Annotated in this window: 12 protein-coding genes; 1 reads left to right on the plus strand and 11 read right to left on the minus strand. The window is 46.2% G+C overall.

The features are described from left to right. Positions 1-2: 2 nt before the first annotated feature. The 4 genes from ABEF84_RS13455 to ABEF84_RS13470 form a co-directional block, all read right to left on the minus strand. Positions 3-188, minus strand: coding sequence for a hypothetical protein (locus ABEF84_RS13455; RefSeq protein WP_347453210.1), 186 nt, complete (start codon positions 186-188; stop codon positions 3-5). Positions 189-356: 168 nt separating this feature from the next. Beyond that, the gene (locus tag ABEF84_RS13460) at positions 357-2,012 is read right to left on the minus strand and encodes an acyl-CoA dehydrogenase family protein (RefSeq protein WP_347453211.1); all 1,656 of its coding nucleotides are present in this window, start codon (positions 2,010-2,012) and stop codon (positions 357-359) included. A gap of 197 nt (positions 2,013-2,209) precedes the next feature. Continuing rightward, positions 2,210-4,411: a catalase/peroxidase HPI gene (gene katG / locus ABEF84_RS13465; protein ID WP_347454677.1), complete on the minus strand. Its 2,202-nt coding sequence runs from the start codon at positions 4,409-4,411 to the stop codon at positions 2,210-2,212. A gap of 457 nt (positions 4,412-4,868) precedes the next feature. Further along, the gene (locus tag ABEF84_RS13470; RefSeq protein ID WP_034582843.1) at positions 4,869-5,807 is read right to left on the minus strand and encodes a cation diffusion facilitator family transporter; all 939 of its coding nucleotides are present in this window, start codon (positions 5,805-5,807) and stop codon (positions 4,869-4,871) included. 134 nt (positions 5,808-5,941) lie between these two features. Between ABEF84_RS13470 and ABEF84_RS13475 the strand changes: the two genes are divergently transcribed. Further along, complete coding sequence (locus tag ABEF84_RS13475) at positions 5,942-6,379, plus strand: GNAT family N-acetyltransferase (RefSeq protein ID WP_034582846.1); 438 nt, start codon at positions 5,942-5,944, stop codon at positions 6,377-6,379. Between the two features lie 51 nt (positions 6,380-6,430). Here the strand turns inward: ABEF84_RS13475 and ABEF84_RS13480 are convergent, their stop codons facing one another. The 7 genes from ABEF84_RS13480 to hcaE all read right to left on the minus strand — a co-directional run bounded on the left by ABEF84_RS13480 (position 6,431) and on the right by hcaE (position 12,920). Further along, positions 6,431-7,339: a DMT family transporter gene (locus ABEF84_RS13480; RefSeq protein ID WP_034582849.1), complete on the minus strand. Its 909-nt coding sequence runs from the start codon at positions 7,337-7,339 to the stop codon at positions 6,431-6,433. Positions 7,340-7,625: 286 nt separating this feature from the next. After that, on the minus strand, positions 7,626-8,855 hold the full coding sequence (gene hcaD, locus ABEF84_RS13485) for a 3-phenylpropionate/cinnamic acid dioxygenase ferredoxin--NAD(+) reductase subunit (RefSeq protein ID WP_034582851.1): 1,230 nt from the start codon (positions 8,853-8,855) through the stop codon (positions 7,626-7,628). A gap of 6 nt (positions 8,856-8,861) precedes the next feature. Continuing rightward, a complete protein-coding gene (locus ABEF84_RS13490; protein ID WP_034582855.1) occupies positions 8,862-9,827 on the minus strand; it encodes a 3-carboxyethylcatechol 2,3-dioxygenase in 966 nt (321 codons plus the stop codon). Positions 9,828-9,893: 66 nt separating this feature from the next. Next, positions 9,894-10,709: a 3-phenylpropionate-dihydrodiol/cinnamic acid-dihydrodiol dehydrogenase gene (hcaB, locus tag ABEF84_RS13495; protein ID WP_034582859.1), complete on the minus strand. Its 816-nt coding sequence runs from the start codon at positions 10,707-10,709 to the stop codon at positions 9,894-9,896. Between the two features lie 2 nt (positions 10,710-10,711). Further along, positions 10,712-11,038 carry a 3-phenylpropionate/cinnamic acid dioxygenase ferredoxin subunit gene (hcaC, locus tag ABEF84_RS13500; RefSeq protein ID WP_034582862.1) on the minus strand — a complete coding sequence of 109 codons (327 nt, stop codon included), beginning with the start codon at positions 11,036-11,038 and terminating at the stop codon, positions 10,712-10,714. Further along, entirely contained in the window at positions 11,038-11,556 is a 519-nt protein-coding gene (gene hcaF / locus ABEF84_RS13505) for a 3-phenylpropionate/cinnamic acid dioxygenase subunit beta (protein ID WP_004781816.1), read from the minus strand. The genes hcaC and hcaF overlap by 1 nt, the downstream gene beginning before the upstream one ends. After that, entirely contained in the window at positions 11,553-12,920 is a 1,368-nt protein-coding gene (hcaE, locus tag ABEF84_RS13510; RefSeq protein WP_347453214.1) for a 3-phenylpropionate/cinnamic acid dioxygenase subunit alpha, read from the minus strand. The genes hcaF and hcaE overlap by 4 nt, the downstream gene beginning before the upstream one ends. Positions 12,921-13,082: the final 162 nt, after the last annotated feature.

The raw sequence follows: 13,082 nt of genomic DNA on the forward strand, positions 1-13,082 counted from the left end.
ACTTAGCAAAACTGCCATAAACAAAAAGGGAGATAATCATTTGAGTATCTCCCTTTCTTATGTTTGCTGTAGCCGCGTTTGGCGTCTTTCTTGCGGTCTACAAAAACTTGGCTTCTGTTGACCTCATGCATATGTTTGGCCACAAAGTTATGCGGTACAACCTGTTGCAGCTGCTTTTTCTTTGCCATATTCCTACCTTTTCAAGTTACTCAGCATCAGGAAGATGCTGTGCATATATTGTACTGTTTAGGGTAAATTTCAAGCGGCTTTTGAATATTTGTTTTAAGAGATAAGAAAAGGGAATGCTGCCTTTAAATTCACGCTGCTCTTCCCTTCTCTAATCTAAATTGAAATGGTTATTGGTTTTTTGCTAATGCCCGTTCCAGGATTCGCTCAATATCCACCTGTTTAGGACTGATCATACCCACCACCCGGCCATGAAACTCACTATAACGAGTCTGGATAAAAGCATTTGAAATAAACTCAGGCGCATTACGTTTCAACAATACACCTTGAGCTAAAATAGTTAAACGACTAACCAGACTGCGTCCGATAAACTGCAAATTATCCGCTGATTGCTGAAACAGTTTAAACAGTTCTTGTAGTTCTTCTTTAAGTGTTTCATCCTGCATAGCAGTGGCTGCTAGATCCTGGAACAGCACTTCAATCGATTCCGGTTCACGACCAATCGCACGTATGACATCCAGACACATGACATTGCCTGAACCTTCCCAAATCGTATTGACTGGTGCCTCACGGAAGATCCGCGCCATGATGCCATTATCCACATAACCATTGCCACCAAAGACTTCCATGGTTTCTCCAGTCAACTCGACAGCGCGCTTACAGATCCAGAACTTGGAAGCCGGGGTCATGATGCGTTTCCAGGCCAGGGACAGAGCGTCGTCATTTTCATAGCAATGCGCTAAATGAAAACTGAGTTGCATTGCGGCTTCAGCTTCCAGTGCCAGATCAACCAATACCGCCTGCATTAAAGGCTGTTCAGCCAGATGCTTGCCAAAGGCTTTACGCTGGCGGGTATAGGCCAGACATTGCACCAGTGCCTGCCGCAACATCGCAGTACTGCCGACTGAGCAGGTCAGACGGGTGTAATTCGCCATTTCAATAATAGTCGGAATGCCCCTCCCGGCTTCGCCGATCATGATGCCCCAAGCTTCCTGAAATTCAACTTCGGAACTGGAATTGCTACGGTTGCCGACTTTATCTTTGAGTCGCTGTACATGAATCGCATTCTTGCTGCCATCTTCACACCAACGTGGGACAAAGAAACAGGCCAGTCCATCCTGTTCAGTTTTTGCCACCACCAGATGCGCATCACACATCGGGGCGGAGAAGAACCATTTATGTCCGGTAAGCAGATAAGCCTGTCCGCGGCCTGATTCGCCAATTGGTACAGCAATGGTTTCATTGGCGCGGACATCAGAACCACCCTGCTTTTCTGTCATCCCCATACCCAGCCAGATCGATTTTTTCTGACTGATTGGCAGGTCACGTTCGTCATATTCAGTGGAAAGCAGTTTATCTCCGATCTTGGCCCAGAGTTCAGGTTCACGCTGGATTAAGGGAATACTGCCAAGGGTCATTGAGGTTGGGCACAGGCTGCCACATTCCACCTGCCCGCTCAGGTAAAAACGTGCTGCCCAGTCGACCCATTTGGAAGTCGATTCCAGATGGTTAAATGGATGGGCATGTGCATCAAACTGGCGGTTTAGACGCATCCACTGATGCCAGGCTGGATGAAATTCAAGATAATCCCGACGGCGACCGCGAGCATCAAAGGCATGCAGGATTGGGGGATGTCGGTTTGCCAGATCTGCATATTCATAATATTGCGATGAACCGACCACCTGCCCCATTTCAGTCAAAATAGCCTGATCTGAACTGCCATAGCGCTGCAGAATTTCCTGCAAAATGGTGTCAGTGGCAAACAGGTTATAGTCCTGCTTTTCATCAAACTGGTTGCTGATCTGATGGGTCGTCCATGTGTTCATCTTTGCTTCCTTAATATTCATTTTTATTTTGCGATTTTTGAATCAGTATAAAGAAAAAGAAAGGCATAGAATTTTTGATTTCAGTAAATCCACCCCTATTCCGTGACTGGGTATTTCATTACCAAATCATTTTCCAAATTTAAAGCAATAAAAAACCGGCCTTAAAGCCGGTTTTTCTTTTCAGTGTGTCGAAATGATTACTTCACATCAAAACGGTCTGCATCCATCACTTTGGTCCATGCTTTAACAAAGTCACGTACAAATTTTTCTTTATTGTCATCCTGTGCATAGACTTCTGCATAAGCACGAAGAATCGAGTTAGACCCGAACACCAAGTCTACACGAGTTGCTGTCCATTTCTTCTCGCCAGTACGACGTTCAACAATTTCATATTTGTTTTCGCCAACTGGATTCCACTTGAAGTTCATGTCAGTCAGGTTCACGAAGAAGTCATTAGACAGAACGCCGACGTTGTCTGTGAATACGCCTTCTGGTGCGCCAGCATAATTAGTACCCAGTACACGCATACCACCGATCAGCGCTGTCATTTCAGGTGCAGTCAGACCTAACAGTTGTGCGCGATCCAGTAACAACTCTTCAGGTTTAACTGCATACTCGTCTTTGACCCAGTTACGGAAACCATCGTATTTCGGTAACAGGTCTTCAAATGAGTAAACATCCGTCTGTTCCTGAGTAGCATCACCGCGGCCTGGGGTAAATGGAACCTTGATGTCCACACCTGCGGCTTTAGCTGCTTGTTCCACTGCTGCAGCACCACCCAAAACGATCAGGTCGGCAATGCTGACTTTCTTCTCAAGACCAGCCTGAATTTCTTCAAGTTTGCTCAAGACTTTGTTCAGACGTTCAGGTTCGTTACCGATCCATTCACGTTGCGGAGTCAAACGGATACGGGCACCGTTAGCACCACCACGGTAGTCTGAACTACGGAAAGTACGTGCGCTGTCCCAAGCGGTATTGATCAGTTCAACTGGCGCTAAACCACTGTTCAACAATTTCGCTTTCAGCTCTTCAATTTCAGTTTCTGACAGGGTGTAATTCACTTTAGAAATTGGATCTTGCCAGATCAGGTCTTCAGCCGGTACGTCTGGACCGAGGTAACGGGATTTAGGTCCCATGTCACGATGCGTCAGCTTGAACCATGCACGTGCGAACACTTCAGAGAAGTATTCTGGATCACGCCAGAAACGTTCAGCAATCTTACGGTATTCCGGATCGACTTTCAGTGCCATGTCGGCATCTGTCATCATTGGATTACGACGTACATTCGGGTTGTGCGCATCAACTGGTTTGTCTTCTTCCTTGATGTTGACTGGTTCCCATTGTTTACCCCCCGCTGGGCTGACTGTTTTTTCCCAGTCATAGGTAAATAACAGGTAGAAGAATTCGTTATCCCATTTGGTTGGATGCGTTGTCCAGGCCCCTTCCAGACCACTGACCATGGTATTTGCACCATTACCAGTACCTTCAGGGTTATGCCAGCCTAAGCCCTGGAATTCAACATCAGCACTTTCAACGTCAGCACCGAGCAATTCCGCTTTACCATTACCGTGTGCCTTACCAACGGTGTGACCACCAGCAGTCAAAGCAACAGTTTCTTCGTCATTCATACCCATACGGTCAAACGTGACACGCATGTCCTGAGCAGTACGTAATGGATCCTGAACACCATCTACACCTTCTGGATTGACGTAGATCAGACCCATTTGCACTGCAGCGAGTGGATTAGACAGCGTCGAGCGGTCTTCATCGCTGCCATAACGGTTTTTGGTCGGCGCTAGCCATTCACGTTCATCACCCCAGTACACATCTTTTTCCGGGTGCCAGATATCTTCACGGCCACCGCCAAAACCGAAGGTTTTCAGGCCAGCTTCTTCATAAGCGACAGTACCTGCCAGGATGATCAGGTCACCCCAGGAAATCTTGTTGCCGTATTTTTTCTTGATCGGCCATAACAGACGGCGGCCCTTGTCCGTGTTGACGTTATCAGGCCAGCTGTTCAATGGTGCAAAACGTTGGTTACCGGTATTGGCACCACCACGACCGTCCTGCTTACGGTAAGAACCTGCCAAGTGCCATGCTGTACGCACGAACATGCCAATATAGCTACCATAATCAGATGGCCACCAGTCCTGGCTGCTGTTGATCAATTCACGCAGGTCCTGTTTGACCGCTTCAAGGTCGAGAGATTTAAAAGCTTCTTTATAGTTAAAGTTAGGATCGAATGGATTGGTTTTAGAATCGTGTTGGGAAAGGATGTCCAAGTTAAGCGCATTTGGCCACCAGTCGGTATTTTTACTGCTGGCTGCGTTGGTGAGTGCCCCTTCTGCTCTTTGCTTTTGGTGAAATGGGCAGCCGGATACTTGCGAATCTTGTGTCATTTTGTAGCTCCTAGACTTCAAAAAGTCTGTTTGATCTGAACCGTTTAAACCGCTTATGTGATTCAACATAACCCGTTTTTGAGGACTGCCCAAACGAGTTTTACGAATGGAAACAATCGAATTCTTCTATCTAATTGCCTGTAAATTCATTAGTTATGTATTTTCGGCTGTATTTTCGGGGAAATAGCAGAGAACATGCAGTTTCGCGAGAATCCGCTTGTTTTGACAGAGGCAAATAACATTCGACTAAAGTTCTAGATCAGGATTTCATTCAACACAGATTTACAGTCGTAATACGAAGCTAGCAAATGTTAACAAAATCTATTTGATTATCGATTTTAGTAAATAAATTTAATCCAGATCGTTGTGATTGATAGGTGAGCATAAAAATAGACGCCGCAGCGCCTATTTAAAAATGTTCGGATGAGATCAGCAGATGACTAAGAATTCCCTTCCTTTATACCCGCCCATGGGTTCGTTCCAGCCAGACTTTCTGGGTTTGCGGTTTGACAAACAGAGTAATAATTTCTGGATGAATCTGCTTGATCTGCGCTTCGATCCGGTTGACACAGGCTTCAATTTCATCTGAAGTCAGATTATCCATAAACTCCAGACTTAAAGAGGCAATCACCTGATGTGCCCCGATCTGTTCAGTCAGCACCCCATTGGCACTAAATACCGCGATATCTTCCTGGGCAATCAGCAGTACATTTTCCCGCAGTTTCGGGTCAGCAGTTTCACCAAGGAGCAGGCCTTTGGTTTCACGTGCCAATAGCCATGCCGACACCGCCAGCACTACCCCAATCAGAATCGAAGCTGCACCATCCAGCTCTGGAATATTCAGCTGATGCGCCAGGAAAATACCGACCAGAGCAATCATCAGACCGATTAAAGCCGCAGTGTCTTCAAATAATACGGTAAAGGTGGTGGGATCCTTACTGCGGCGGAAGGCCTCAAAATACCCCATTTTCCCTTTCATTTTGCGGAAGGTTTTTAAGGCCACAGTCCAGGAAAATCCTTCACACAGGATCGCAATACCAAGCACGATATAGTTGATCATCGGGTCCTGCATTTCTTCAGGATGAAGAATATGCAGGATACCCTGATAAATTGAGACAATGGCACCCAGAGCAAATACCATCAAAGCCACAATAAAGGCCCAGAAATACAGCTCACGTCCATAACCAAAAGGATGTTTGGCATCCGGTCGTTGATCAGCTTTTTTCATGCCATAGAGCAGCAGGATTTCATTTAGCGTATCCACCACTGAGTGAATCGCCTCACTAAGCATGGCAGAACTGTTGGTGATATAAGCTGCAATAAACTTGACCAGAGCAATCGCCAAATTCCCAGCTAGTGCAGCATAGACCACGATTTTATTGGATTCAGACGACATTCAGATTTGTCCTAATTTTTTTGTTCCCAAATAGATGATCTATTTGATTTTTCATTTTATCTCTTTGCATCTTAATAAACTGCTGGCATAAATTGTTTATTGTTTTGTTGTTCTCATTTTTAATCGGAATCCTCATGCCTGAAATTGTTTCAACTTCTGCTGACCAGCATGCTGCCCTGCTCGAACTGTGGGAACAGTCTGTGCGTGCGACCCATCATTTCCTAACGGAAGAACAGATCCTGCAGATTCGCCAGCAGATCATCGAGTTTGGCTATTTTGATCAGGTGCAACTGTTTCATGTGGAACATCAGCAGCAGATTCTGGGTTTTATAGGCATTGCCGGCCATAAATTAGAAATGCTGTTTATCTCTCCCGCTGCATTCCGGCAAGGCATTGGCAGTCAGTTATTGCAACATGCGCTTGAGCTGGGCGTGACCGAAGTCGATGTCAATGAACAGAATCCTAATGCTGTGACTTTTTATCTGAAACATGGTTTCAAAGTGGTCAGCCGTTCCGAAACGGATAGCGTGGGCAATCCTTACCCGATTCTGCATCTGAGACTAAAAAAATAAAAAGGAAGCCGTAGCTTCCTTTTAGAGATAAGTTCAATGATTCGGTACTACTTAAACTTTAGAAAAATACTGTTCGCGCCATTCTTTCCAAAAGTACATCACAATCCCTAACATCACCACGGCAATACCGGCAAAGGCATGACTGCTGATGATTTCATTATTCAAGGTTGCACCAAGAATCAGGGCAATGATTGGAGTCATTACATTACTTAAAGACACTGTCGAAGCCGCCAGACGGCGAATCAGCCAGAAATAGCACAGCATCGCTACGATAGAAGACAGGATCATGGTAAAGCCAAAACCAAATAGCGCCTGCATACTTGGCATTTGGGTTGGGAAGGATTGCCAGATAAATGGAATGATCAACAAAGATCCCAATGAAGAAACGATCAAAGAACCCGTTGCTTGTGACATCGGTTTCAAGGGCGCATTGATCTTTTTCACCCAGAAGATTGAGCTGATATAGGACACCATGCTGATAAACATCAGCACCACGCCCCATGGATTAATTTTACTTTCGGCTGAGTCGGCAAATACAAAGCTCAAACCTGCGACTGCTACAAACATACCCACCCATTGTAGCCAGATCAAACGGTTGGTTTTCAGAATGACATGCCCAATCAGACCGGCAACCAGCGGTGAGAAACCAAAGATTAGCGCCATTAAGCCTGAGGTTAAATAGTTCGCCGCCAGATAGATGAATAGCTGCGCACCGATCAGGTTCAAACTCCCGGCCACATAACTCTTCATGGAAGTGCGGTCAAAAGGCAAAGGATTGCGCATCGCAATAAGAATCGCCAGTGCCAGCACCGAAGCACCGAAGTAACGGATGATCAGCACCCACATTGGATGCACTTCGGCAATACTCCAGACAATCGCCAGTGGCGTTGCCGCCCAGATCAGCACCAGCAAGGCATAAATACTTGCCGTCACCAGCATGGGAGATGAATTTGAATTCATAAAGGACTCAATTAAATTTTAATCAGAAAGAATTGAACTGACTTCTCGCTCAAATCCACAATCAACAATACTGATGGCGGCAAGGATGCCGCCGCTAAACTGGGATATAGGGATATATCCTCAGTTTAGCAAAAGATTTTTGTTACTTTTCATCTTTGAAAAGTAAGCCAAACCGACACAAAGCCATTTCAAATCCCAATGGAATGTGAGGTCATGACAGCACAATCTAACAGACATAAAAAAGCAGACCCAAGTTGCCTAAGGTCTGCCCTTTTGTAAACTGAGATTATTTCACAAGTTTACGAAGATCCTGGCTAAGATCTAAATATTTATCTGCTTCAAAAGCTGCTTGCTTGCTGATCAGTTTTTTCAGGTGACGCATTTCTTTGGCAGCATTTACGGTAATACCGCCAACGATCACGCCATCAGTTACACCGAACAGCACAAATGATGATTCAGCACGCAATTCCGGATTGATTTCACCACGAACCTGCCATTCAGCAGCAGCCATATCACCTACGAACTGGTAGTTGATGTCGAGCTGATCTGTCCAGAACCATGCTGGGTTAGGTGTCGGATGCTCAACGCCCATCACGTGACGCGCAAAGATACCTGCTTGCAGGTTGGCATTTTCCCAAGTTTCAACACGACGGAATTCACCATCTGCGCGAAGCTGAGTTGCTACGTCACCAGCCGCATAGATGTCTGCATTTGAAGTCTGGCAGTTTTCGTTCACTTTAATCGCGAAATCCACATCCAGACCAGCTTCTACCGCTAGTTGCGCATTTGGCACGATACCGATACCGTAAATCACCGCATCGCCACGCAGCTCTTCGCCACCCTCAAGAGTCACCACAACTTCTTCACCGTCCAGCGCACAACCCGCAATTTTGGTGCTCAGGCGGATATCAATGCCTGCCAAACGTTGCTGTTCCAACAGGAACTCGCTTAGAACACGTGGAGAACAACGACCCATGACCATCGGACCCATTTCGATCACAGTCACTTCACATTCTTTGTAACGTGCAGATGAAGCCAGCTCAAGACCAATCACGCCACCACCGATTAAGATGATACGTTGACCTGGTTGCAGTACTGGCACCAGCGCTTGTGAATCTTCCAGGTTACGCAGGGTGTAAACGTGTTTGCCCAGCGCATCGAAGTTTGGCAGACGACGTGCTGCACCACCTGTGGCAAGCAACAGCTTGTCATAAGCAACAACGTCACCATTTTGAAGTTCAACCGTATGTGCTTCGGCGTTGATTTTTTTCACGCCATTGCCACGGATGGTTTCCACACCAAGTTCCGCCAGTTTTTCTTCTGACAGGATTTCAATCTTGGTTTCTTCAGGTTTTAGAATCACGTCTTTTGACAGTGGTGGACGTTCATAAGGCAGATGTTTTTCATCACCAATCAGGATGATCTTGCCTTCATACTTGTTGCCACGAAGTTCTAAAATCGCGCTTGCACCTGCCTGGCCAGCACCTACAATTACGATGGTTTCGATGTTGCTCATTTGAAATTAACCTTTTAACTCTGCAGATACGATGCCGAAGCCCGCAATCCATTCACTGATATCTTCATAACAGTGCGTTGTCATTTCGTATTCGCCCATTTCGCTTAAAGCAGCAAAAGCAGCCATCCACGAACGAACTTCCTGACCACCACGACCACCGTCACGGCGAATTTCAGCCTCAGTCATCGCTTCCAGTGCAGCGAAATCGGCATTCTTGAATTTTTCAAGCAATGCGATATCCCAGTCACGGTTTAGTGGTACTGCAACAGAAGTATCCCCTGCTGCCAGTTTTTGGCCCACTGCGATGATTTTGGACTGACGCGCGTTACGTGCTTCAGAAGTCGGGTTACGACCCGCAATCAGGAATTCTTCCACTTCTGGTGGTACAGAACCCATTTGTGGTGTTGGTGGATCATGAGAAAGACCGCCTGTACCCAGGACAAGTACACGCTCATTTTCAAGGTTCAGAGATTTAATGAACTGGCCTACAGCACGACCTAAAGCGATGGTACGCTTGGTGGTCGGCATTGGTGCTGCAGCACCATTAATGAAAACTGGGATCGTTGGATAACGATCAAGTTTGCCGTCGCACAGGAAGTGCAATGGCTGAGTCACACCATGGTCGGCTTGCATGCGATAAGAATATGCAACGTCCACACCTTCATCGAGTACACGGCGAACCAAAGCCAGTGCTTTGTCTTCTGGTACATCAATGTGGTCATTGTCTTTACCGTAGTCCCAGTCCCCTGCAGCTTTGGCGCGGATTCCCACACAGAAGCTTGGCATCAGGTCATAGAAGAAGCCATTGAAATGGTCAGGACCAAAAGTAATGATCAGGGTTGGGTCGTAAGCTTTTACTTCAGCCGCCAGTTTGGCAAAGGCGTCACGAACAACTTGTTCTTTACGCTTTTCCTGTGGTGAAGCAAATTCCATTAAAGGACTGTGCGAAGCACAAATGAGTTTAACGGCCATGAGAGACTCCTTAAAAGGAAGGCAGCCAAGAACAGGCTGCCGAAAAGTCCATTTCAGACTAGATTTTTATTCGTCAAAGAAACCTGCACGTGGTTGACGTAAACCACGAATTCCCAGACCACATTCTGCATTGATCAGAACGCCAGTCAGCGGACGGTTATTTTGACGAGATGCCAAGAGCACGTAGGAACCAGTCATGTCTTCAGGTTCAGGTAAGAAGTTCAGTGGCATGCCACGTGCGATTTTCTCAGGATCACGTGCATCCAGCAGGCCAAGATTTTCCTGGCCCAGTGACGCAGCACCTTTGATATTCACATTCATACCTGACGGAGCAACCGCATTCACTCGTACTTTAGGCGCAAGCTCGTAGGCCAATTCTTTCATAATGCCCACACCCGCATGCTTAGATGCAGTGTATACAGGGCCTCCGCCAGCGGAGTACAGTGCCGAATTAGACAAAGTAAATATGATAGAACCTTCAGAAGCGATCAATGCATCCAGTGCAGCTTTCGCGCCTAGGATCAGAGATTTGGTATTGATGCCCATAATCTCATCAAAGGCTTTTTCCAGCTGCTCACCAGAAGTATTGACGATATCTGCATAGTGATCCCAGATACCGGCATTACCTACGAAACAGTCGAGTTTACCGTAACGCTCTACAGTAGCTTGGACAGCACGGACGTTGTCTTCATAGTTGGCCACATCACCGGCAATCGCAAGCACGCGGTCACCGAAATGTGCTTTCAGTGCATCGACTTTAGACTGTGAACGCTGAAGAACGGCCACTTGTGCACCCTCTTCCAGGAAACGTTCTACCAGTGCCCAACCGAGACCTGAACCACCACCTGTGATCAGTGCAACTTCGCCTTGTAGCCAACCCATGATTACTCTCCTGCCATCTCTACATATAATGCGCCGTCTTCAACTACAACTGGGAATGTTTGAATTGGGTCAGTTGCTGGTAAGCAAAGTGCCTGACCGGTTTTCAAGCAGAAGCGAGCCGAATGAAGTGGGCATTCCACTGTACCATCGTCTTCCAGGTAGCCTTCAGACATAGAAGCATTACCGTGTGAGCAGCGGTCGTTCATTGCAAAGAATTCACCACCGTTGTTGAATACTGCCAGTGCATCGATACCGTTTACACCGCAGTCCACTTTCAACGCTTCGCCTTCGTCCAATTCGTCAACTTGGCAAACAAAAATCTTATTCATTAGAAGAACACACTCAGGTTATGTGAGTTATAGGTAACTTGGTCAAGGGTGATCTTACGGTTGAAGATCTGGAAGCCCAGACCGCCTTCAACTTTGCGGATCTTGTCATGACGTTTACCACAGTAAATCGTAACGTCTTTCTCTTTTTGAGTACGGTACAGAAGATATGTCACGTACACATCGTATTCGCCTTCCACTTCAGTTGGCTCAACAATCACGTTGCTCACCATGTGAGTAGTACGTGATGGAGGCTCTTCAGCCCAAGCCATACCAGTTTCCAGACGTGCAACACGACGTTCCAAAAGATCTTTCGTATCGTTGAATACCCAAGTTGTAGGTGGTTCAACTGAACGACGACGGTCACGGGTTTGAGCGTTTGGTGTAGTACGCAGGGTGTAAGAAATATCTTCAGCCAGCGTGTCTAACCATTCACGGAATTTCCAGTCATCAAGAAGCTTGGCTTCTTGATACAGGAACTGACTAATTTGGTGATGAAGTTCTAAGCTGATTTGACTCATTTCATAAGCTCCTTCTCATATTCGTCAGCCGCTTTTTCAACGTCTTCCCATTTTTCATGAATCAGCAGGTCTGCCCAACGGCGGTACATACCACGTGCTGCAGTCTCAGAGAAAATGTAGTTGGTGATACCAGGGATACCATCTTCACGTACTTTCTCGTTGCCTTTACCCATTTCCATGATCAAACGGTTTTGGCGAGCTTTGTAACCACGTAATACTTTTTGGATTTCGATCCAGTTCTCAGAGTCATCTTGCTCCAGGAAACCAGCAGGACCGAAAGCACGTGTTGCAGAACGTTCAAATGCTGCTTGAACGTCTTCTGGTGCGTCCGCATCACAGATACAAAATGCCCAAACTTCAGTTTTGTTAGGACCACGTGGGTGCCATACACGAAGTGTTGCAGTACCGTTCAACCAAGACAGTGTTGGGAACATGGTGTTGTGACCAGCAAGACGCAGTGCACGGATTTCACCTAAACGTTCTTTCACTTCTTCGTAAGTTTCACGGAAGTAGTTCGCTACTTCACCGTCTACCCATACGTTTGCATCTGGTTTTTCAGTGAAAAAGAAGCCTGAACCATGACCGCGTGAACCGTATTGGATTGCGTCTTTTGCAGTTTCCCAAACTGGACGAGCAGTTTGTGCAGCACCTAATTTCTTAGATGATTCGTCGTCTGGTTTTGCACCAAGAACTTGAATCGCAGATGCGTGAGAGAACAATGCGTGATATTGGTCAGATGCGAACTGTTCAGCTGCGAATTTCCAGTTACAGTCGATTTCCCATTTGTGTACACCACCGACGATCACTGTACCGCCAGGACGACGATCAAGAACACCGTCCAAGTACCAAGCGATATCGCCCATGTATTCTTCTAGATCTGGAGTCGTTTCATCCCAGCATCCGAAGATCAGGCCTTTATAAGATTTAACACGGTTAACTTCTACCAGACCCCATTGCTCTTTACATGCACCATGTGGGTAAGCACGATCTTCAAGCGGAATGTCTTTCAGAGAACCGTCAATACCGTAAGACCAGCCGTGGTATGGGCAAGTGAATGCACGGGTATTACCACAGTCTGCGAAGCTCACACGCATAGAGCGGTGACGGCATTGGTTTAAGAATGCTTTGATTGAGCCGTCTTTTTGACGAGCCACGATGATTGGATCTTCGCCCATATAGGTGTTGAAGAAGTCACCGGCCTTAGGAATTTGGCTTTCATGGCAAAGGAATAACCATGTACGACCGAAGACACGTTCAAGTTCTAATTCGTAAATGTCAGGATCTGTATAGATAGATGGCGTGATACGTCCATTTTGTGCATCGACTAAAGCGTCGATTTCGCGCACATCAATTTTTCCACTCATGAAAAGCTCTCCTGTGACCAATCGTGGCACAAAGTAATAGACTCAACTTTTCAACGATGATGGATTTTTGAGGGGATTTGAGGAAATATTTTTTTTGTTTTAACTAATAGATTTCATCAATTATTTGGGCTGCACTATTTTCTATTTAAGCACTTTTTTCAC

The sequence above is a fragment of the Acinetobacter sp. ANC 7912 genome, assembly GCF_039862785.1.
Classification (GTDB): domain Bacteria; phylum Pseudomonadota; class Gammaproteobacteria; order Pseudomonadales; family Moraxellaceae; genus Acinetobacter; species Acinetobacter thermotolerans.

Bases quoted from the DNA above. Each gene is read 5' to 3' on its own strand.
- ABEF84_RS13475 (WP_034582846.1), top strand. From the start codon at position 5,942: ATGCCTGAAATTGTTTCAACTTCTGCTGACCAGCATGCTGCCCTGCTC.
- hcaF (WP_004781816.1), bottom strand. From the start codon at position 11,556: ATGAGTCAAATCAGCTTAGAACTTCATCACCAAATTAGTCAGTTCCTG.
- ABEF84_RS13455 (WP_347453210.1), bottom strand. From the start codon at position 188: ATGGCAAAGAAAAAGCAGCTGCAACAGGTTGTACCGCATAACTTTGTG.
- hcaC (WP_034582862.1), bottom strand. From the start codon at position 11,038: ATGAATAAGATTTTTGTTTGCCAAGTTGACGAATTGGACGAAGGCGAA.
- hcaB (WP_034582859.1), bottom strand. From the start codon at position 10,709: ATGGGTTGGCTACAAGGCGAAGTTGCACTGATCACAGGTGGTGGTTCA.
- hcaE (WP_347453214.1), bottom strand. From the start codon at position 12,920: ATGAGTGGAAAAATTGATGTGCGCGAAATCGACGCTTTAGTCGATGCA.
- ABEF84_RS13490 (WP_034582855.1), bottom strand. From the start codon at position 9,827: ATGGCCGTTAAACTCATTTGTGCTTCGCACAGTCCTTTAATGGAATTT.
- ABEF84_RS13480 (WP_034582849.1), bottom strand. From the start codon at position 7,339: ATGAATTCAAATTCATCTCCCATGCTGGTGACGGCAAGTATTTATGCC.
- katG (WP_347454677.1), bottom strand. From the start codon at position 4,411: ATGACACAAGATTCGCAAGTATCCGGCTGCCCATTTCACCAAAAGCAA.
- hcaD (WP_034582851.1), bottom strand. From the start codon at position 8,855: ATGAGCAACATCGAAACCATCGTAATTGTAGGTGCTGGCCAGGCAGGT.
- ABEF84_RS13470 (WP_034582843.1), bottom strand. From the start codon at position 5,807: ATGTCGTCTGAATCCAATAAAATCGTGGTCTATGCTGCACTAGCTGGG.
- ABEF84_RS13460 (WP_347453211.1), bottom strand. From the start codon at position 2,012: ATGAACACATGGACGACCCATCAGATCAGCAACCAGTTTGATGAAAAG.